This is a genomic window from Streptomyces sp. SLBN-31 (assembly GCF_006715395.1).
Taxonomy (GTDB): Bacteria; Actinomycetota; Actinomycetes; order Streptomycetales; family Streptomycetaceae; genus Streptomyces.
In genome coordinates, this window is the sequence record NZ_VFNC01000001.1 from 968139 (window position 1) to 987833 (window position 19695).

The 19695-nt window shown below is 71.2% G+C and carries 21 protein-coding genes; 14 read left to right on the forward strand and 7 right to left on the reverse strand.

Features of this window, described 5'->3' with window-relative positions:
- Nucleotides 1-13 precede the first annotated feature (13 nt).
- The 3 genes from FBY22_RS04635 to FBY22_RS04645 all read left to right on the forward strand — a co-directional run bounded on the left by FBY22_RS04635 (nucleotide 14) and on the right by FBY22_RS04645 (nucleotide 3443).
- On the forward strand, nucleotides 14-1273 hold the full coding sequence (locus FBY22_RS04635; RefSeq protein WP_260844710.1) for an ABC transporter ATP-binding protein: 1260 nt from the start codon (nucleotides 14-16) through the stop codon (nucleotides 1271-1273).
- A 98-nt stretch (nucleotides 1274-1371) separates the two neighbouring features.
- The gene (locus tag FBY22_RS04640; protein WP_142142616.1) at nucleotides 1372-2763 is read left to right on the forward strand and encodes a M1 family metallopeptidase; all 1392 of its coding nucleotides are present in this window, start codon (nucleotides 1372-1374) and stop codon (nucleotides 2761-2763) included.
- 23 nt (nucleotides 2764-2786) lie between these two features.
- On the forward strand, nucleotides 2787-3443 hold the full coding sequence (locus FBY22_RS04645) for a trimeric intracellular cation channel family protein (protein WP_142142617.1): 657 nt from the start codon (nucleotides 2787-2789) through the stop codon (nucleotides 3441-3443).
- Here FBY22_RS04645 and FBY22_RS04650 read toward each other — a convergent pair.
- A complete protein-coding gene (locus tag FBY22_RS04650) occupies nucleotides 3352-4569 on the reverse strand; it encodes an esterase family protein (protein WP_142147370.1) in 1218 nt (405 codons plus the stop codon). The two genes, FBY22_RS04645 and FBY22_RS04650, sit on opposite strands and share 92 nt — an antisense overlap.
- 162 nt (nucleotides 4570-4731) lie before the next feature.
- Here FBY22_RS04650 and FBY22_RS04655 point away from each other — a divergent pair, with 162 nt between their 5' ends.
- Complete coding sequence (locus FBY22_RS04655; RefSeq protein ID WP_142142618.1) at nucleotides 4732-5595, forward strand: thioesterase family protein; 864 nt, start codon at nucleotides 4732-4734, stop codon at nucleotides 5593-5595.
- Here the strand turns inward: FBY22_RS04655 and FBY22_RS04660 are convergent.
- Nucleotides 5582-6169, reverse strand: coding sequence for a TIGR03086 family metal-binding protein (locus FBY22_RS04660; RefSeq protein WP_142142619.1), 588 nt, complete (start codon nucleotides 6167-6169; stop codon nucleotides 5582-5584). The genes FBY22_RS04655 and FBY22_RS04660 overlap by 14 nt on opposite strands.
- A 123-nt stretch (nucleotides 6170-6292) precedes the next feature.
- Between FBY22_RS04660 and FBY22_RS04665 the strand changes: the two genes are divergently transcribed.
- Nucleotides 6293-7270: a YafY family protein gene (locus FBY22_RS04665; RefSeq protein ID WP_142142620.1), complete on the forward strand. Its 978-nt coding sequence runs from the start codon at nucleotides 6293-6295 to the stop codon at nucleotides 7268-7270.
- A gap of 141 nt (nucleotides 7271-7411) precedes the next feature.
- Nucleotides 7412-7789, forward strand: coding sequence for a hypothetical protein (locus FBY22_RS04670; protein WP_142142621.1), 378 nt, complete (start codon nucleotides 7412-7414; stop codon nucleotides 7787-7789).
- Nucleotides 7790-7873: 84 nt separating this feature from the next.
- Here FBY22_RS04670 and FBY22_RS04675 read toward each other — a convergent pair whose 3' ends face one another.
- On the reverse strand, nucleotides 7874-8500 hold the full coding sequence (locus tag FBY22_RS04675; protein WP_142142622.1) for a TetR family transcriptional regulator: 627 nt from the start codon (nucleotides 8498-8500) through the stop codon (nucleotides 7874-7876).
- A 144-nt stretch (nucleotides 8501-8644) separates the two neighbouring features.
- Between FBY22_RS04675 and FBY22_RS44095 the strand changes: the two genes are divergently transcribed.
- From FBY22_RS44095 to FBY22_RS04685, 3 genes are all read left to right on the forward strand, one after another.
- On the forward strand, nucleotides 8645-8800 hold the full coding sequence (locus FBY22_RS44095; protein ID WP_174267089.1) for a hypothetical protein: 156 nt from the start codon (nucleotides 8645-8647) through the stop codon (nucleotides 8798-8800).
- 38 nt (nucleotides 8801-8838) lie between these two features.
- Complete coding sequence (locus FBY22_RS04680; protein WP_142142623.1) at nucleotides 8839-9114, forward strand: DUF4190 domain-containing protein; 276 nt, start codon at nucleotides 8839-8841, stop codon at nucleotides 9112-9114.
- 72 nt (nucleotides 9115-9186) lie between these two features.
- Complete coding sequence (locus FBY22_RS04685; protein ID WP_142142624.1) at nucleotides 9187-10350, forward strand: cysteine desulfurase family protein; 1164 nt, start codon at nucleotides 9187-9189, stop codon at nucleotides 10348-10350.
- Nucleotides 10351-10362: 12 nt separating this feature from the next.
- Here FBY22_RS04685 and FBY22_RS04690 read toward each other — a convergent pair whose 3' ends face one another.
- Together FBY22_RS04690 and FBY22_RS04695 are read right to left on the reverse strand one after the other, a co-directional pair.
- A complete protein-coding gene (locus FBY22_RS04690; RefSeq protein WP_260844711.1) occupies nucleotides 10363-11922 on the reverse strand; it encodes a multicopper oxidase family protein in 1560 nt (519 codons plus the stop codon).
- Between the two features lie 204 nt (nucleotides 11923-12126).
- The gene (locus tag FBY22_RS04695) at nucleotides 12127-12795 is read right to left on the reverse strand and encodes an N-acetylmuramoyl-L-alanine amidase (protein ID WP_142142625.1); all 669 of its coding nucleotides are present in this window, start codon (nucleotides 12793-12795) and stop codon (nucleotides 12127-12129) included.
- Nucleotides 12796-12855: 60 nt separating this feature from the next.
- On the opposite strand from FBY22_RS04695, the gene mnmA reads away from it, so the two are divergent.
- Nucleotides 12856-13992, forward strand: a complete 1137-nt coding sequence (mnmA, locus tag FBY22_RS04700) for a tRNA 2-thiouridine(34) synthase MnmA (RefSeq protein ID WP_142142626.1) — start codon at nucleotides 12856-12858, stop codon at nucleotides 13990-13992.
- Between the two features lie 4 nt (nucleotides 13993-13996).
- On the opposite strand, the gene FBY22_RS04705 is transcribed toward mnmA, so the two are convergent.
- Nucleotides 13997-14770 (reverse strand): alpha/beta fold hydrolase, encoded by a 774-nt coding sequence (locus FBY22_RS04705; RefSeq protein WP_142142627.1) that lies wholly within the window; start codon nucleotides 14768-14770, stop codon nucleotides 13997-13999.
- A gap of 47 nt (nucleotides 14771-14817) precedes the next feature.
- Complete coding sequence (locus tag FBY22_RS04710; protein WP_142142628.1) at nucleotides 14818-15141, reverse strand: DUF427 domain-containing protein; 324 nt, start codon at nucleotides 15139-15141, stop codon at nucleotides 14818-14820.
- 51 nt (nucleotides 15142-15192) lie between these two features.
- Between FBY22_RS04710 and FBY22_RS04715 the strand changes: the two genes are divergently transcribed.
- The 4 genes from FBY22_RS04715 to ligA are packed head-to-tail and all read left to right on the forward strand — an operon-like array spanning nucleotide 15193 to nucleotide 19652.
- On the forward strand, nucleotides 15193-15732 hold the full coding sequence (locus FBY22_RS04715; RefSeq protein WP_142142629.1) for a TIGR00730 family Rossman fold protein: 540 nt from the start codon (nucleotides 15193-15195) through the stop codon (nucleotides 15730-15732).
- An 18-nt stretch (nucleotides 15733-15750) separates the two neighbouring features.
- On the forward strand, nucleotides 15751-16449 hold the full coding sequence (locus tag FBY22_RS04720) for an SDR family oxidoreductase (protein WP_142142630.1): 699 nt from the start codon (nucleotides 15751-15753) through the stop codon (nucleotides 16447-16449).
- A complete protein-coding gene (locus FBY22_RS04725) occupies nucleotides 16446-17444 on the forward strand; it encodes a methionine synthase (protein WP_142142631.1) in 999 nt (332 codons plus the stop codon). The genes FBY22_RS04720 and FBY22_RS04725 overlap by 4 nt, the downstream gene beginning before the upstream one ends.
- A gap of 15 nt (nucleotides 17445-17459) precedes the next feature.
- Nucleotides 17460-19652: an NAD-dependent DNA ligase LigA gene (ligA, locus tag FBY22_RS04730; protein ID WP_142142632.1), complete on the forward strand. Its 2193-nt coding sequence runs from the start codon at nucleotides 17460-17462 to the stop codon at nucleotides 19650-19652.
- Nucleotides 19653-19695 lie beyond the last annotated feature (43 nt).

The window sequence follows — 19695 nt, forward strand, 5'->3', positions numbered from 1 at the left end:
CGAGGACAAAGCTGTGACCACTCCCGCGAAGAGCGAAGGCACGGCGGCCGTCAAGGACGGGGTCGCGCCGGGCGAGACCCTGCTGAAGGTGACGGGGCTCCAGAAGCACTTCCCGATCAAGAAGGGCCTGCTGCAGCGGCAGGTCGGTGCCGTGCGCGCGGTCGACGGCATCGACTTCGAGGTCCGCTCCGGCGAGACCCTCGGCGTCGTGGGCGAGTCGGGCTGCGGCAAGTCGACGATGGGCCGGCTGATCACCCGGCTGCTCGAACCGACCGCCGGCACCATCGAGTTCGAGGGCAAGGACATCACGCACCTCGGTGTGGGCGGCATGCGCCCGATGCGCCGTGACGTGCAGATGATCTTCCAGGACCCGTACTCCTCGCTGAACCCGCGCCACACCATCGGAACGATCGTCGGGGCCCCCTTCCGGCTCCAGGGCGTCGAGCCGGAGGGCGGGGTCAAGAAGGAGGTGCAGCGGCTGCTGTCGGTGGTCGGCCTCAACCCCGAGCACTACAACCGCTACCCGCACGAGTTCTCCGGCGGTCAGCGCCAGCGCATCGGCATCGCCCGCGCGCTCGCCCTGAAGCCGAAGCTGGTCGTGGCGGACGAGCCGGTCTCCGCGCTGGACGTGTCGATCCAGGCGCAGGTCGTGAACCTCATGGACGACCTCCAGGAGGAACTGGGCCTGACGTACGTGATCATCGCGCACGACCTCTCGGTCGTCCGGCACGTCTCGGACCGGATCGCGGTGATGTACCTCGGCAAGATCGTCGAGCTGGCGGACCGGGACTCGCTGTACCGGGCGCCGATGCACCCGTACACCAAGGCCCTGATGTCGGCGGTGCCGATCCCGGACCCGCGGCGCCGGAGCGCCAAGAGCGAGCGCATCCTGCTCAAGGGCGACGTGCCCTCGCCGATCGCCCCGCCGAGCGGCTGTCGCTTCCACACCCGGTGCTGGAAGGCGACGGAGATCTGCCGGACGACCGAGCCGAAGCTCGTGGAGCTCAAGCCCGGCCAGCAGGTCGCCTGCCACCACCCGGAGAACTTCGAGGACCAGGCCCCGCAGGACACCGTCCTGCTGACCGCGGCCAGGGAGGCGGCCGAACTGGTCTCCGACGAGGTCCTCGCGGAGTCGGCGGAGACGTCGGCGGCGGTGGCGGCGGAGGTCGCGGAGCAGACCGGGAAGCCTGAGCCGGTCAAGGCCGCGGAGCCCGCCGGGTCTGCGGAGTCCGGTGCGGACGCCGCCGAGAGCCAGGAGTCAACTGACAAGTAACGCATGACAAGTTGGCAAAGTCATGCACATGTTCGAACGGGAGAGTTCAGAGTCGTCCGTGTTCCGACTTATCGGCACACGCTCGAAAGGGACGGCTCATGAAACTCTCCCGTTCGGCACGTTTAGGGGCCCTCGCGACCGCGGCGGCCTCTTTCCTTGTCGTCGCCGCGTCCTCCGCCCCCACCCCGGGCGCCCCCGGCATCGGCGACTCCTACTTCCCGCTGCTCGGCAACGGCGGCTTCGACGCCCGGCACTACGCCCTCGACGTGGCGTACGACCCGGACACCGACCGCCTCGACGGCCGTACGACCCTCACCGCCCGCGCCACCCGGACCCTCTCGTCCTTCGACCTCGACCTGCAGAAACTCGAGGTCACCCGGGTCGAAGTGAACGGCAGACGCGCCGACTTCACCCGCGACGGCGACGAACTGCGCATCACACCCAAGACAGTTCTGCGCAAGGGCCGCGACTTCCGGGTCGCCGTCACCTACGGCGGCGTCCCCGAGGCCCTGAACGGCCCCATCGTCTTCGGTTCCGACTACGGCTGGATGAAGACCCCCGACGGCGTCTTCGTCGCCTGCGAACCCAACGCCGCCTCCACCTGGTTCCCCTCCAGCGACCACCCCGCCGACAAGGCCACCTACGACATCCGCATCAAGGCCCCCAGGGGCCTGACCGGCGTCTCCAACGGCCGGCTGGTCTCGACGTACGACAAGGGCAGCTCGACGTACACGCACTGGCGCGAGAGCAGGCCCATGGCGACCTATCTCGCGACGGCGACGATCGGGAAGTTCGACGTGAAGACGGGCCGGACGCCGTCCGGCATCCCGATCTACGTCGCCATCGACCCGGTGCTGGCGAACAGCAACAACGTCGACGTGTACGCCGTCACGGCCGCCGCCACCGACTACTGGTCGCAGGTCTTCGGTCCCTACCCCTTCGAGGAGACCGGCGCGATCGTCGACGACATGCCCGAGGCCGGGTTCTCCCTGGAGGTGCAGAGCAAGCCCGCGTACTCGGCCGTCCGCAACGAGACCACCATCGTGCACGAGCTGGCCCACCAGTGGTTCGGCGACTCGGTGTCGGTGGAGCGCTGGAAGGACATCTGGCTCAACGAGGGCTTCGCCACCTACGCCCAGTGGCTGTGGGCCGAGCACCAGGGCACCCGCAGCGCCCACGACTCCTTCCTGGCCGCCTACAACGCCCGCCCCGCCGACAACGCGTTCTGGCAGATCACCGTCGCCGACCCGCAGCGCGACACCATGTTCGCCTCCGCGGTCTACCAGCGCGGCGCGATGACCCTTCAGGCGCTGCGCGAGCGCATCGGCGACAAGGCGTTCTTCAAGCTGCTGCCCACCTGGACGCGCATCCACCGCTACGGCAACGCGAACACCGCCGAGTTCATCCGCCTCGCCGAGCGGGTCTCCGGCCAGAAGCTCGACGGCCTGTTCCAGAAGTGGCTCTACACGACGGGCAAGCCCGCCCTGTAGAAACCCCTGCGTAAGAATATGGGGTGCTTCAGCAACTGTTCAGCCCCTCCGTCCAGCACACGCTCGATCTCATCGGCATCTTCGTGTTCGCCATCTCCGGCGCGCTGCTTGCCGTCCGCAAGAACTTCGACGTCTTCGGCATCGCCGTTCTCGCCGAGATCACCGCGCTGGGCGGAGGGCTGCTGAGGGACCTGATCATCGGCGCGGTACCGCCCGCCGCCTTCACGGACCTCGGCTACTTCATCACCCCGCTGCTCGCCACCCTCCTGGTCTTCTTCCTGCACCCGCAGGTGGAGCGCATCCAGGTCGCGGTGAACGTCTTCGACGCGGCCGGTCTCGGCCTCTTCTGCGTCGCCGGCACGACGAAGGCGTACGAGTACGGACTGAGCCTCACCTCGTCGGCCACCCTCGGCCTCGCCACCGCCGTCGGCGGTGGTGTGCTGCGCGACGTCCTCGCCAATGAGGTGCCGTCCCTGCTGCGCTGGGACCGCGACCTCTACGCGGTCCCCGCGATCGTCGGCGCCACCATGGTCGTGCTGTGCATCCGCTACGACGCCCTCTCCCCGTTCACCAGCGGCCTCGCGGTCGTCACCGCCTTCGTCCTGCGCCTGCTCGCGATGAAGTACCACTGGCGAGCGCCGCGCGCGTGGAACCGCCGCTCGACGGTACGGGAGGAGTAGTGCCGCGCGCCCGGTGCTGGCCCATCTGCACCGACAGCCAGCGGAACGCCGGGACCACCTGCGGCCGCCACAGTGCCATGTTGTGGCCGCCCGCGCTCCTCGGGATGAAGATCACGTGGACCGTCGTCGGGGCCTTCGCGGTCTGTTCCAGGGCGACTCCCGCCTCGTAGCCGTCGCGCGGCTGGCCGGAGATGTACAGCGCGATGCGGGGCGGCGTGAGCGCCTTCCTCAGCAGCAGGTAGGGGTTGTTCGCCGCCCGGATCCGCAGGTTCTGCGCGGCGAGTGAGTTGCGTTCGCCGATCGGGTCGTTGTAGCCGGACATGCTGACGGCGGCCATGTAGCGGTCCGGGTGGGCAACGGCCAGCTTCACCGCGCAGTGCGCGCCCGCCGAGTACCCGGCGACCGCCCAGCCCCTGGGGGCGGGCTGGGCCCGGAAGTTGTCCGTGACCATCTTCGGCACGTCGATGCTCAGCCAGCTGTCGGCGTTGACGGTGCCGGGAATGTTGGCGCAGCCCGTGTCGACGCCGGCCAGCAGGTTGGTGCGCGGGGCGACCAGGATGAACGGCGAGACCTCCCCGCCGCGCATCAGCGGGGCCAGCTGCGCGGTCGCGTGCAGCGAGCCGAACCAGGCCTTCGCGGAGCCGGGGTAGCCGGGCAGCAGCTCGACGACGGGGAACTTGTGGTGGGCGTACTTCGGCTCGCCGTACTGGGGCGGCAGCCAGACGTAGACCTCGGCGTTGACGCCGGAGACGCGGCCCTTGAGCTGGGTGACGCGCACTCCGCGCATGCCCGGGCCGGTGGCCGCGGCGAAGTTCTGCCGCACCTTGGGCAACCGTTCCAGCGCGATGCCGCCGGTGCCGTCGGCGCCGAGGTTGGCGGCCTGCTGCACGTGGTTGCCGGTGCCGAGGAGGTCGGCCCAGTTGTCGTACAGGCTGTTGGCGTTGTTGACGAGGACGAAGACCAGCGCGACCGCGGTGCCCTGGGCGAACAGCACCATGAACATCCGGGCCACCGCACGCAGGGCTTTGGGCCCGCGCACCCGCGACCACAGGACGAGCGGCAGTATCAGGGCGACCGCGAACAGCACGATCAGGGTGTAGAGGAACGGAGTCCCGGTGAGGCTCATGTCCCCATAGAGGGCCGGGAGGAGGCCCGGGTTGAGGACGAGTGCGGACACTTACCGAGAAATTGCCGGTATCTCACCCGGGCGACGGCGCCGAGCACACGTGTCACACCGTCGTCATACTCAAAGCTACCGCTTAGTAATTTCCTGTTGTACGGTTCATCCATGCCAGAAGCAGCCTCCGCCGCGGCCCCGACGCGGGCCACGATCGGCGACAGCGAGTTCGACCGCGACACCGCGCTCACCGAGCGCGCCCCCGGCGTTTACGACATCGACCTCTCCGTCGGCTGGACCATCATCAACGCCGTCAACGGCGGCTACCTCCTGGCCGTCCTGGGCCGCGCCCTTGCGGACACGCTGCCGCACACGGACCCCTTCACCATCTCGGCGCACTACCTCACCGCGTCCCAGCCGGGCCCGGCGGTCGTGCGCACGGAGACGGTCCGCACCGGCCGCACCCTCTCCACCGGCCAGGCCTCCCTCCTGCAGTACGACGAGGAGGGCCGCGAGGTCGAACGCATCCGCGTGCTGGCCTCCTACGGCGACCTGGACGCCCTCCCCGACGACGTGCGGACGACCGCCGCGCCGCCCGCCATGCCGCCGCTGCAGGAGTGCTTCGGCCCCCAGGACGGCCCCTCGCCGGTCCCCGGCAGCTCGGCCATCACCGACCGCCTGATGATCAAGCTGGACCCCGCCACCCTCGGCTGGGCGCTCGGCGCGCCCTCCGGCAGGGGCGAGATGCGGGCCTGGTTCGGCCTTGCCGACGGCCGCGACGCCGACCCGCTCTCCCTCCTGCTCGCGGTGGACGCGCTCCCGCCGACCGCCTTCGAGATCGGCCTGAAGGGCTGGGTCCCCACGGTCGAACTGACGGTCCACGTCCGCTCCCGTCCCGCCCCCGGCCCGCTGCGCGTCTCCATCACCACCCGCAACCTCGCCGGCGGTTTCCTGGAGGAGGACGCCGAGGTCTGGGACAGCACCGACCGCCTGGTGGCCCAGTCCCGCCAGCTCGCCCGCGTCAGGCTCGGCTGAGCGGCTTCCGCCCCAGCCACGCCGCCAGCTCACCGTAGACGTCGGCCCCCGCGGGGGCCGGCACGGCCGAGGCGAAGGGGGTGTCCGCGTCCCGCTCGGGCTCGGACAGCACCCGGCGCGCCGTGGCGAGGGCGAACTCGGCCGGCTCCGGGTCGAGACCGAGCGGGTGGCCGAGGGACTCGGCGAGGTCCCAGGTGTGGGTCACCAGCTCCATCACATAGCCCGACAGGGCCGCCCGGCCCGGCACCTCGCCCCAGGGCACCCGCACCGGCGCCTCCATACGGGCGTCGCTCTCCCAGGCCTTGATCACCCGCGTGCGGACCTCCTCGTACGCCGTCGTCCAGTCCTCGTCCGCCACACCCTCGGCGAAGGGGTGCACGGCCATGCCGTCGCCGCCCTCGCCGACGACCGCGATGCGCAGGCTGCCGCCGACCATGTGGGACAGGAGCGTGCGGACGTCGAACTCCGCGCAGGGGGTGGGACCGTCGAGCTGCTCGGGGCGGACCGTCCGGATCAGCGCGGCCACCTGCTCGGTGGCGCGGGCGTACACGGGGCGGGGGTCGATGGCGTTCATGTGCTGCCTCTCTCTGGTGGGCCGGCCCGAAACCGGTGGGCCGACAACCGAAGAGTCCCTGCATAACCTGACAGTTTCCGTCAACATTTGCCGACGGGGTTCACGGCACCGGATCCTGGTGCCGTGAAAGCCGACCGCCTGCTGTCGATCCTGCTGCTCCTGCAGACCCGGGGCCGCGTCCCCGCGCACGAACTGGCGGAACGGCTGGAGGTGTCGGTGCGCACCATCTACCGGGACGTCGAGGCCCTGTCCGCCTCCGGCGTCCCCGTCTACGCCGAGCGCGGGCGGCACGGCGGCATCGAGCTGCTCGCCGGCTTCCGTACGGACGTCACGGGGCTGACCGCCGACGAGTCCCGCGCCCTGTTCATCCTGGCCGCCCAGGGCGCGCACGCGGCCCTCGGCCTGGACGCCGCCCTCGGCTCGGCGCTGCGCAAGGTGATGGCCGCGCTGCCGGCGCCGTACCGCCCGGCCGCCGAGGTGACCAGCCGCCGCATCCTCGTCGACGCCACACGCTGGAAGGGCGGTCCGCAAAGGGTCGTCGACCTGGACGTGCTGCAGGACGCCGTGTTCGCCGACCGGCGCCTGAGGCTGCGCTACCGGCACAGCGGGGAGCGGGAGCCGCGGACGTACACCGTCGACCCGTACGGGCTCGTCTCGAAGGCCGGGGTCTGGTACCTGGTCGCCGACCGGCGGACGGAGCCGCGGCTGTTCCGGGCCGACCGGGTGCGGTCGGCGACGGTCCTGGACGATCCCGTGCGGCGCCGGCCCGGCGTCGAACTCGCCGACGTCTGGGAGGCGTTGCGCCGCCAGGTCGAGGAGCGCCCGGGCGGGCTCGACGTCACCGTCCGGGTCCGGCGCGACCGCCTCGACATGTTCCTGCGCCTGAACGGCGCCCAGATCGTGCGGCTGCCGGACACCGACGGCGAGGGGGAGTGGGTGACCGTGTGGCTGTCGTACGGCGTGGCCGGGGAGGCGCGGCAGCTGCTGCCGTTCGCCGACCACGTGGAGGTCCTCGCGCCGCCGCAGGTGCGCGCGGAACTGGCCGCGGCGGCCGCCTCCGTCACAGCCCTGTACCAGCGGGCCGGGGACGCCGATTCGTGAACGCGCAGGTCGGTTCGGGTTTGTTGACGTCCGCTTTACCCGAATCACAGGCCGGCGACAGACCGCCCCCAAGGAAGCCCTAAGCGCCGTTGATTGAGTGCCCGCCTCAGGACTCCCTCATCCTCCTTGGAGTTGTTTCTCATGAAGCGTGTGGGTCTCGTTCCCGCGGTGGCGCTGCTGGCGCTCGCGCCTCTGGCTCTGGTGGCCTGCGGCTCCGGCGACTCCTCGTCGTCCTCGAACGGCGGAAACTCCGGTCGGCAGCAGGCGTGTTCGGCACCCGCCGGGAACGCCTCGGGCAGGCCGAGCGGTGCCCCCTCGGGCGCCCCGACGGGCACGGCCAGGCCGACCGGCAACCCCACGGGCATGCCCAGTGGCGCACCCAGCGGTGCGCCCGGCGGGGGTCAGGGGGGCGGTCAGGGCGGTCCCGGCGGCGGCATGGGCGGCTGCGGCGGCCCGGGCGGCGCCGCGCCGAGCGGCGCCCCCACCGGGCAGCCGGCGGCGTCGGTCACCAAGAGCTGACCGACGCGGCGGGCGTACGAGAGGGGCGGCACCCCCGTTCACCGGGGGTGCCGCCCCTTCGTGCCGTCCGGCGCCCCGACCCGTTCAGTCCAGCCAGTGCTGCCGCCCGATGCTGATCAGCCGCATCTGCCGGGTCGCGACCTGCGTGATCCGCTCCCGGTCCCCCTCGGTGCCGTCCAGCGCCTCCAGGAACAGCGAGGCGGTGATCAGCATCTGGTCCACGTACAGGTGGGCCAGCATCAGCAGGTCCTCCTCGCTCCAGCCCTCCGCCTCGAGGTCCTTGGCGAGCTCGGCGCTCACCTCCTCGGCGAACCGGGCCAGTTGGTCCCGGATCGCCTCCCGCACCGACTGAACTCCGCCATGTCGTTCCCGGGCGATAAAGCGGACATGTGCTGGGTACGCGTCAACATGACCGGCAATCAACTCAATGGCGCGTGCGATGCGTTCGTCACTGTTGTCCGCCGCGGTCACCGTCGTGCGGATCATGGGATGAAGGCTGCCCAGGGCCTCCTCGACCAGGGCCACGCCCAGATCCGCAATGGAGCGGAAGTGCCGGTAGAAGGCGGTCGGTGCGACGCCGACGGCGCGGGTGACCTCGCGCAGGCCGAGGCTGCTCAGGCTCTGCCCCTCCAGCAGACCGAGCGCGGCGTCGAGGAGCGCCTGCCTGGTCTTGAGTTTCTGGGCCTGCCGGATGCCGAGGGTGTGACTCATGTCATCCAGTTAAGAACTGTTCTCTGGATTTGGAAAGCGGGGGAACACGCTAGACTCTAGAGTCAGTGAACAACTGTTACTACAACTGTTCACCGAAACGTAACGAGAGCGTCCCTCGGGACGTGTCGAAGGGGGATCGATCCCATGCTGTTCCTGGTCGCCGCACTGATGCTCTTCGGCGCCGTGCTGGGCACCGTCGCCCACGCGCCGTTCACCTTCACCCTGGTCGCGGCCGCACTGATCGCCGCCTGGCTCGGCATCTTCGCGCTCCGCGAGCGCCACGGCCGCCGCACCCACTGACCCTGCCGCCCCTACGTCCTGCCGGGAGCTGACCCGTCATGCAACTCACCGCCCCTGCCAACGGCACCACCTCCGCCCCGACCCGTCGCGACGCCGACGGCATGGCCGTCGCGTCCTTCATCCTCGGCCTCGTCGGCCTGCTCGTCCTGAACGTCTTCCTGGGCCCGATCGCCATCGCCCTCGCCGGTGCGGCCCTGTGGCGCGGCACCAAGCGCCGCGGACGGGCCTTCCTCGGCCTGACCCTGGGCGTGGCCGACCTCGTGGTCCTGGCGGTCGCGATGGAGCTGTCCAACACCGTCTCCTGGAGCCTGTGAGCCGCGGCGGGCACCTCCCGGGGAGCCTGGCCCCGAGGCCGGCGACACCGGCCCCGTAGAATCGGGCCCACCATGGCTTACCTCGACCACGCCGCCACGACCCCGATGCTCCCGGAGGCGGCGGAGGCACTGACCGCCCAGCTGAGCATCACCGGCAACGCGTCCTCACTGCACGCCTCCGGCCGGCAGGCCCGCCGCACGGTCGAGGAATCCCGCGAGACCCTCGCCGAGGCACTCGGCGCCCGCCCGAGCGAGGTCGTCTTCACCTCCGGCGGCACCGAGGCCGACAACCTCGCGGTGAAGGGCCTGTACTGGTCCCGCCGCGACGCGGACCCGGCCCGCACCCGTGTCCTCGCCAGCCCCGTCGAGCACCACGCCGTCCTCGACACCGTGCACTGGCTCGGCGAACACGAGGGCGCCACCGTCGAGTACCTCCCCGTCGACTCCTACGGCCGAGTCCACCCCGACGCCCTGCGCGAGGCCCTCGCCCGCAACCCCGAGGACGTCGCCCTGGCCACCGTGATGTGGGCCAACAACGAGATCGGCACGGTCCTGCCGGTCCGCGAACTCGCCGACGTGGCGCAGGAGTTCGGCATTCCGCTGCACGCCGACGCCGTCCAGGCCTTCGGTCAGGTCCCCGTCGACTTCGCCGCCTCCGGCCTCGCCGCGATGACCGTCTCCGGCCACAAGATCGGCGGCCCGTACGGCATCGGCGCCCTGGTCCTGGGTCGCGAGTACACCCCCGTGCCGGTCCTGCACGGCGGCGGCCAGGAGCGCCACGTCCGCTCCGGCACCCTCGACGTCCCGGCGATCGCCTCCTTCGCCGTCGCCGGCCGCCTCGCCGCCGAGCAGCGGGAGTGGTTCGCCAACGAGATCGGCGCCCTGCGCGACAGCCTGGTCGAGGCGGTGCGTACGGCGGTGCCGGACGCCATCTACGGCGGGGACCCCGTCGACCGGCTCCCCGCCAACGCCCACTTCACCTTCCCCGGCTGCGAGGGCGACTCCTTGCTGCTGCTCCTCGACGCCCAGGGCATCGAGTGCTCCACCGGCTCCGCGTGCACCGCCGGCGTCGCCCAGCCCAGCCACGTCCTGCTGGCCACCGGCACCGACCCCGACCTGGCCCGCGGCACCCTGCGCTTCTCCCTCGGCCACACCTCCACGGAGGCCGACGTGGAAGCGGTCGCCAAGGCGATCGGCCCCGCGGTGGAGCGTGCTCGCGCCGCGGGGCTGACCTGAGTTCCGGCCGGTCTAGCTGTCCGTCACCATCAGGGACGCCATCATGCCCTCGTCCTCGTGCTGCAGCAGATGGCAGTGGAGCATGTACATGTAGGTGTTGTCGGAGAAGTCCGTGAACTCCATGGCGATCTCGATGGACCCGCCGCCGACCACCTCGTAGGTGTCGAACCAGCCGAGGTCCACGCCGGTCGGATCCTCGCCGTTGATGGAGATCAACTGGTAGGGCACGTCGTGGAGGTGGAACGAGTGCTCCAGCTGGGTGCCGTTCTTGATCGTCCAGATCTCCCTGGCGCCCAGCGTGGTGCTGATCATCGCCATGGACGACATGCTCGTCCCCGCCGACCCGTTGATCGTCATGGTCGTGCCGCTCTGGCCGAGCGTGATGGTCCGGGCGGTGAAGTCGCCGGTGTCGTACCGGTCGATGGTGTTGAGCGAGTTCGGCAGGTCGTCCGGGGTGTCGGTGCCGGACGCGGTGATCGCCAGCACGTCGTAGGTGCCGCTGCCGCCGCGCACCCAGCCGGTGGTGACGACCGCCTGGAGCGTGACCGCGTCCGACAGGTCCAGCACGAACTCCGCGCGGGCGCCGGCCACCAGCCGGATGCTGTCCACCTCGGTGGCCGCGGTGAGATAGCCCTGGTCGGTGGCGATCTGGTTCAGCGTGCCGCCGTCGCCGCGCTGGATGGTGATGATGTCCGACGGCGAGGCGTTGAGGCACCGGAACCGGGTGCGGGTCTTCGTCGCAGTGAACGTCAGCGTGGTGTCGTCGACGTTCGTGCCGTTCAGCAGCAGCGGGAAGCTCAGAGCGCTGCTCAGGTAGCCGGTGAGGTTGTACTTGAGGTCGCCACCGCTGTCGGTGGCCAGGCTCTGGAAGATGAGCGGGATGTCGTCGGTGCCGTAGGTGCTGGGCAGGTCGGCGGAGGCGGTGGAGCCGTCCTCCACGATGATCATGCCGGCCAGGCCGTGCACCGCCTGCTTCGCCGTGGTGCCAAGGGCGTGCGGGTGGTACCAGAGGGTCTTGGCCTCGTCCTTGACCGTGAACGTCGGGGACCAGGTCTCCCCGTCGGCGAAGGCGACCTGGGGGCCGCCGTCCATCTTGGCCGGGACGTGCGCGCCGTGGAAGTGGACGGTGGTGTCCTCACCCAGGCTGTTGGTGATGTCCAGCAGGACCGTGTCGCCCTTGGTCCACTTCATGGTGGGGCCGAGGAAGGACTGGTTGTAGCCCATCGTGTCGCTGGTGACCCCGGAGAGGACCTCCGCGGTGCCGGTCTTCGCCTCCAGAGTGAAGGTGGTGGTGCCGTCGGATGTGGTGCCCTCCAGAAGGTCCGGGACGGTGAGGGTGGCGGTTGCGGTCGCCGCGCTCGCCCTGTTCTTCCCCGCCTCGGTCAGCAGGGAGAGGGCGCCGCCCGCCCCCGCGACCGCCCCGAGTCCCACCCCGGCCATGCCGCCGAGGAACCTGCGCCGGTGCATGCCCTTGCCGCCGGCGGCCCGGCCGGCCTTGGTGTGCCTGGTCTTCTTCTCGCTCCTGCTGCCCGTGTCGCTCGTGCGGCGATCGGGCTCGGTGATGTCAGCCATGGCCCGGGATGCTCGACCCGAGGGCTGTGCGGGGACTGGGCCGAAGTTGGGAGCCGGCCGCGCGGGCTGTGAACGCGCCGTGAGCGTGAGCTCGCTCAACTCACTGGAAGATACTGCCGAGTTGGTGTCATGCAGGTCACCTCCGCCGGGCGGGACGCAACGGACACGCGGTGCACGCCCGCTACCCACAGCATCACGATTTCATCACCGGCCCCGGGCCTGTCCGGCCCGCCGTACGAGACCCATGTACCGGTCCCAGTCCCAGTACGGCCCCGGGTCGGTGTGGTCCGTCCCCGGCACCTCCACGTGCCCGATGACGTGCTCCCGGTCGACGGGTATGCCGTACCGCCCGCAGATCCCCGCCGTCAGCCGCGCCGAGGCGGCGTACATCGCGTCCGTGAAGGAGGATCTGCGTTCCACGAAACCCTCGTGCTCGATGCCGACGCTGCGTTCGTTGTACTGCCTGTTGCCCGCGTGGTACGCCACGTCCAGCTCGCGGATCATCTGGGTGATCCGCCCGTCCCGGCGGACGATGTAGTGGGCCGCGGCCTGGTGGGCGGGGTCCTGGAAGACCTTCACCGCGCTCGCGTAACCGCCCTGCGTCACATGGACGACCACCCGGTCTATCGGGTAGTCGTCCGGCCGGTCCGCCCGCCGGTAGTTCCCCGGCGAGGCCGCGATCCACCGCGCCCCCCGGAAGTCCACCGCGCCCGCCACCCGCGGCTTCTCCACGCCCGGCAGCCGCCACCACAGGTGCGACAGCTCCTCGCGCGCCAGCGCCGCGGTGCCGACGGCGGCGGCCGCCCCGCCGACGATCAGCGCGCGCCGCCCCAGCCGCCGGTCGGCGTCCCCGGACCTCTTCTGCGCCCCCATGTGATCGTCAACGGATACTCGCGGGCTCCGGTTCCCGGACCCCCGTACCCTTGAAGGGCTATGACTGACATCCCGCAGCCCATCCGCCCCCTCCGCGTCCTCGCCGCCATGTCCGGCGGCGTGGACTCCGCCGTCGCGGCCGCCCGCGCAGCCGAGGCCGGCCACGACGTGACCGGCGTCCACCTGGCGCTCTCCGCGAACCCGCAGTCGTTCCGCACGGGCGCGCGTGGCTGCTGCACCATCGAGGACTCGCGCGACGCCCGCCGCGCCGCCGACGTCATCGGCATCCCGTTCTACGTCTGGGACCTCGCCGACCGCTTCCGCGAGGACGTCGTCGAGGACTTCGTCGCCGAGTACGAGGCCGGCCGCACCCCGAACCCGTGCCTGCGCTGCAACGAGAAGATCAAGTTCGCCGCCCTGCTGGACAAGGCGCTGGCCCTGGGCTTCGACGCGGTCTGCACCGGCCACTACGCCAAGGTCGTCGAACTGCCGGACGGCTCCCGCGAACTCCACCGCGCCTCCGACATGGCCAAGGACCAGTCCTACGTCCTCGGCGTGCTCGACGAGAAGCAGCTCGCCCACGCGCTCTTCCCGCTGGGCGACACGGTCACGACCAAGGACGAGATCCGCGCCGAGGCCGAGCGCCGGGGCCTCGCGGTCGCCAAGAAGCCCGACTCGCACGACATCTGCTTCATCGCCGACGGCGACACCCAGGGCTTCCTGGCGAACCGGCTCGGCAGGGCCGAGGGCGACATCGTCGACGAGTCCGGCGCCAAGATCGGCACGCACGAGGGCGCGTACGGCTTCACCATCGGCCAGCGCAAGGGCCTGCGCATCGGCACCCCGGCCCCCGACGGCAAGCCCCGCTACGTCCTCGACATCTCGCCGGTGGACAACACGGTGACGGTCGGCCCGGCCGCCGCCCTGGACGTCACGGCCCTGACCGCCGTCCGGCCCCGCTGGTGCGGCGCCGCCCCGGCCGGCCCCGGCACCTACACCGCCCAGCTGCGCGCCCACGGCGGCGAGACCGAGGTCACCGCCGAACTGGCCGACGGCGAACTGCGGGTGACCTTCACCGAGCCGGTCCGCGGCGTCGCCCCCGGCCAGGCGATCGTCCTCTACGACGACACGCGCGTGGTCGGCTCGGCGACGATCGCGACGACCACGCGCGCGAGGACGACGACCTCGGTCGGCTGACCCCTCAGAGGAACTCGGCCAGCGCCGGCGCGAGAACGTTCGGGTCCACCATGTGGGTCTGGCCCTCCAGTACCCGGTACGTCCCCCGGGGCACGGCTTCGGCCACCGCCCGGGCGGCCTCGCGCATCCACGCGGGGCTCGCGCCGCCCCCCAGCGACAGGACCGGCGCCTCGATCCCGGCCAGCCGGGCCTCGGGCACCAGACCGTCGCCCAGCACGGCGTCGTCGTACGCGAGGGTCGGCGCGATCTCCTCCATGCCGGGCCACATGGGGGAGTTCCGGGCGCCCTGGATCATCTGCTCGGCCAGCCCCGTCAGCCGGAGGAACAGCTCCACGGCGTCACCGCGCCGGCCCGCGCCGAGTGCCTCGTTCAGGTTCCGCGTGTACTCGGCCCGCTCCTTCGCGCCGCCCTCGTAGACGGCGTACGGCACCTCGTACACGGCGACCCGCCGCACCGGCAGCCCGCTCGCCGCAGCCTCCAGCACGAGCGCGCCGCCCGAGGAGATGCCGTACAACGACGCCTGGCCGCCCACCGCGTCGATCAGCGCCGCGAGGTCCTCCACCTCCCGGGCGACCTCGTAGGGCTGGGTGTCCCCGCTCTGCCCGCGCCCGCGTCGGTCGTACCAGACGGTGGTGAAACGCTTCGCGAGGAGCCCGGCGAGAGGGGCCACGGTGGCGCCCGTCGACATCGCCCCGCTCACGAGGACGACCGCCGGGCCCTCGCCGGCGCGCTGGTACGCGAGGGAGGTGCCGTCGCGCGAAATGGTGTTGTTGTCCATGTCTGTGGAGACTGCCCCACCGCGGCGGAATAATCGCCCTCAGACGCTCACGACACCTCGACTTCGTAGAAGCAGAGGTGATCCTTGATCCGCGCGACCGACGGCTTGGGATCGGGATACGACCACACCAGATCCGGCGCGTCCGGCAGCGACCAGTAGGACGCGGTGCCCTTGAACGGGCAGTAGGTGTGGGTCTCGGAGGGCTTCAGCAGGTCCAGCCGAACGTCCTCGGGGGGTATGTAGTACCGCACCGGACAGCCCGTCTCCCTGAGTATCAGAGGGCGTTCGCTCTCCGCCAGTACCTGATCGCCATGCACCACGCGCACGGGCCGGTCGCCTTGCTCGATGGTGATCGTGTGTCCTTGGGTCATGGAGGGAGAAGCGTTCGCGGGCCCCCGGTTCTTCCCGCGTACCGTGACCCCATGCGTATCTGCGTCTTCCTCTCCGCCGCCGACCTCGACGACCGCTACACCGGACCCGCGCGCGAGTTCGCGGAACTGCTGGGCAAGGGCGGCCACACGCTCGTGTGGGGCGGCTCGGACGTCGGCCTGATGAAAGTGGTCGCCGACGGCGTGCACGCCGCGGGAGGGCGGCTGTGCGGGGTCTCCGTGGACTTCCTCGCGGCCAAGGCGCGGCCGGGCGCGGACGAGATGGTCATCGCCCGCGACCTCGCCGAGCGCAAGCGGCTGCTGCTGGAGAAGTCCGACGCGGTGGTGATCATGGTCGGCGGTACGGGCACCCTCGACGAGGCCACCGAGATCCTGGAGCTGAAGAAGCACGGCCACACCGAGAAGCCGGTGGTGCTGCTGAACACCGCGGGCTTCTACGACGGCCTCAAGGAGCAGTTCCGCCGCATGGACGACGAGGGCTTCCTGCCGCGCCCGCTGACCGACCTGGTGTTCTTCGCGGAGGAGCCGGTGGGGGCGCTGGCGTACCTGGAGGAGAGCCAGGGCATCGAGTAGCCGCCCGCGGGTGCGAGCATGGCGGGCATGGCTACACATGTGATCACCGGGGCGGGCTCCGGCATCGGCGCGGCCGTCGCCCGCCGCCTCCACGCGCGCGGCGACGAACTGGTGCTCCACGCGCGCGACGCGGGACGCGCGAAGGAGCTGGCCGCCCGGTTTCCCGGCGCCCGGACGCTCGTGGGGGACCTCGCCGACCCGGACAAGCTGTCCTGGGCGTTCTCGCACCAGGCACTCCCGGACCGCGTGGACTCGCTGCTGCACATCGCCGGCGTGGTCGACCTCGGCCCGGTCGGCGAACTCACCCCCAAGGCCTGGCGGCACCAGCTCAACGTCAACCTGATCTCCCCGGCCGAACTGACCCGCCACTTCCTGCCCCAGCTGCGGGCCGCCCGCGGGCACGTGGTGTTCGTCAACTCCGGCGCGGGCCTGGCCGCCCACGCCGACTGGTCCGCGTACGCCGCCTCCAAGCACGGCCTCAAGGCCCTCGCCGACTCCCTGCGCCACGAGGAGCACGGCAACGGCGTCCGCGTCACCTCCGTCTACCCGGGCCGCACCGCCAGCCCGATGCAGGCCAAGGTCCACCAGCAGGAGGGCAAGGAGTACGACGCCGCCCGGTGGATCGACCCCGAGTCGGTCGCCACGACGATCCTGATGGCGGTCGACCTGCCCGAGGACGCCGAGGTCAACGACCTGACGGTGAGGCCGGGCCGGTGACCGCGACCCTGTTCGGCCCGGCCACCGGCATCGGCTCCCTGCCCGGCGGTGACGCCCGGGAGGCCGTCAAGGCGGTCACCGGCACCTTCGAGGACTTCCCCCACCTGCCCGAGCTCCCCGCCCGCGGCCCCGGCGCGGACATGATCGGCCGCACCGCCGGGATGCTCGTCGAGCTGTACGCGCGCGTGGAGCCCAGTGGCTGGCGGCTCGGGGACCGTCCGGGACGCGACACCAAGCGGGCGCGGTCCTGGCTCGTCGAGGACCTCGACGCCCTGGAGGAGTTCACCCAGGGCTACGAGGGCCCGCTGAAGGTGCAGGCGGTGGGCCCCTGGACGCTCGCGGCCAACCTGGAGCTGAGGAACGGCGAGGCGGCCCTCGGCGACCCCGGGGCGTGCCGGGACCTGGCCGCGTCGCTGGCCGAGGGCCTGCGCCTGCACCTGGCCGAGGTCGGCCGGCGCATCCCCGGCGCACGACTCGTCCTCCAGCTCGACGAACCGTCCCTCACCGTCGTGCTCCGCGGCCAGGTGAGGACCGCCAGCGGCTACCGCACCCACCGGGCCGTGGACCGGCAGGTCGTCGAGGCGACCCTCCGCGACGTCCTCGGGGTGCACGGCGACGGCCCCACCGTGGTCCACTCCTGCGCACCGGACGTCCCCTTCGCCCTGCTGCGAAGGGCGGGCGCGGCGGCGGTCTCCTTCGACTTCTCGCTTCTCACCGAGCGTGACGACGACGTGATCGGCGAGGCGGTGGAAGGCGGCACCCGGCTGTTCGCCGGTGTCGTGCCGGGGACGGACGGCCCATTGTCGGACCCTGCCGGTAGCGTCATGGGTGTCAGGACGTTGTGGCGCAGGCTGGGGCTGCGGCCGGGGCTTCTCGCGGAGGCGGTCACGATCACGCCGTCGTGCGGACTCGCGGGCGCTTCCCCCGCCTACGCGCGCGGGGCGCTCGCCCACTGCGTCCGGGCGGCGAGATCCCTCGCGGACAACCCAGAGTAACGGGAGGACAACACGGTGGCCGGCGACAAGCAAGCGGAGACGACGGTGCCCGCCGAGGCACGGGAGAAGCACGCGCAACTCGCTGAGCAGATCGAGGAGCACCGCTTCCGGTACTACGTGAAGGACGCCCCGGTCGTCAGCGACGCGGACTTCGACAAGCTCCTGCGTTCCCTGGAGGCGCTGGAGGACGAGTACCCGGAGCTGCGCACCCCGGACTCGCCGACGCAGAAGGTCGCGGGCGCGTACGAGACCGAGTTCACCTCCGTCGAGCACCGCTCGCGCATGCTCTCCCTGGACAACGCCTTCAACGACGAGGAACTGGCCGCCTGGGCGGACCGCGTCGCCAAGGACGTCGGCGGCTCCGTCTACCACCTGCTGTGCGAGCTGAAGGTCGACGGCCTCGCCGTCAACCTCACCTACGAGCACGGTCGTCTCACGCGCGCGGCGACCCGCGGCGACGGCCGTACCGGCGAGGACATCACGCCCAACGTCCGCACGATCGCGGAGATCCCGGACCGCCTCGAGGGCGAGGAGGTCCCCGACCTCGTGGAGATCCGCGGCGAGGTCTACTTCCCGATGGAGAAGTTCCTCGAACTCAACGAACGGCTGGTCGCCGCCGGTGACAAGCCGTTCGCCAACCCCCGCAACGCGGCCGCCGGTTCGCTGCGTCAGAAGGACCCGCGGGTCACCGCGAGCCGGCCGCTGCACATGGTCGTCCACGGCATCGGCGCCCTGGAGGGCTTCGGGGGCATGAACCGCCTCTCCGAGGCGTACGACCTGCTCAAGACCTGGGGCCTGCCGACCTCCCGGCACAACAGGGTCGTCGACGGCCTCGACGGCGTACGGGAGTTCATCTCGTACTACGGCGAGAACCGGCACTCCGTGGAGCACGAGATCGACGGCGTCGTCGTCAAGCTCGACGAGATCCGCCTCCAGGGCCGCCTGGGCTCCACGGCCCGCGCCCCGCGCTGGGCGATCGCCTACAAGTACGCGCCGGAAGAGGTCAACACCAAGCTCATCGACATCAAGGTGGGCGTCGGCCGCACCGGTCGCGTCACCCCCTACGCCCAGGTGGAGCCGGTCACCGTCGCGGGCAGCGAGGTCGAGTTCGCCACGCTGCACAACCAGGACGTCGTCAAGGCCAAGGGGGTGCTCATCGGCGACACCGTGGTCATCCGCAAGGCCGGTGACGTCATCCCGGAGATCCTCGGGCCGGTCGTCGACCTGCGGGACGGCAGCGAGCGGGAGTTCGTGATGCCGAGCGAGTGCCCGGAGTGCGGCACGCCGCTCAGGCCCATGAAGGAGGGCGACATCGACCTCCGCTGCCCCAACGGGCGCACCTGCCCGGCCCAGTTGCGGGAGCGGGTCTCCTACCTCGCCGGCCGCGAGTGCCTGGACATCGAGCACTTCGGCGACGTGGCCGCCGCCGCGCTCACCCGGCCGCTGGAGCCGGCCGACCCGCCGCTCGTCGACGAGGGCGACCTCTTCGACCTCACCGTGGACAAGCTGCTGCCCATCAAGGCCTACGTCCTGGACCAGGACAGCGGCCTGCCCAAGCGGGACCCCAAGACCGGTGAGGAGAAGGTCGTCACGGTCTTCGCCAACCAGAAGGGCGAGCCGAAGAAGAACACCCTGGCGCTGCTGGAGAACATCGAAGCGGCCAAGAGCCGTCCCTTCGCCCGGTTCCTCAACGGCCTCTCCATCCGCCACGTCGGCCCCGTCGCCGCGCAGGCCCTCGCCCGCGAGTTCCGCTCCATCGACCGGATCGAGCAGGCCTCCGAGCAGGAGCTGGCGAGCACCGACGGCGTCGGCCCGATCATCGCCGCCGCTCTCAAGGAGTGGTTCGCCGAGGACTGGCACCGGGAGATCGTGCGCAAGTGGAAGGCCGCCGGAGTCCCCCTGGAGGACCAGTCGTCCACCGAGGACGAGGGCCCCCGCCCTCTGGAGGGCCTCACCGTCGTCGTCACCGGCACGCTGGAGAACTTCACCCGCGACGGCGCCAAGGAGGCGCTGCAGACCCGCGGAGCGAAAGTCACCGGTTCCGTTTCGAAGAAGACGTCCTTCGTCGTCGTAGGTGACAGTCCGGGTTCGAAGTACGACAAGGCGATGCAGCTCAAGGTGCCTGTGCTCGACGAGGACGGCTTCACCGTCCTGCTGGAACAGGGACCGGACGCGGCGGCCGAAGTTGCGCTTCCGACAGAGGAGTAGCGGTTGAAGGCCACCCGTTCGGCGCATACCAGATGCATACGGG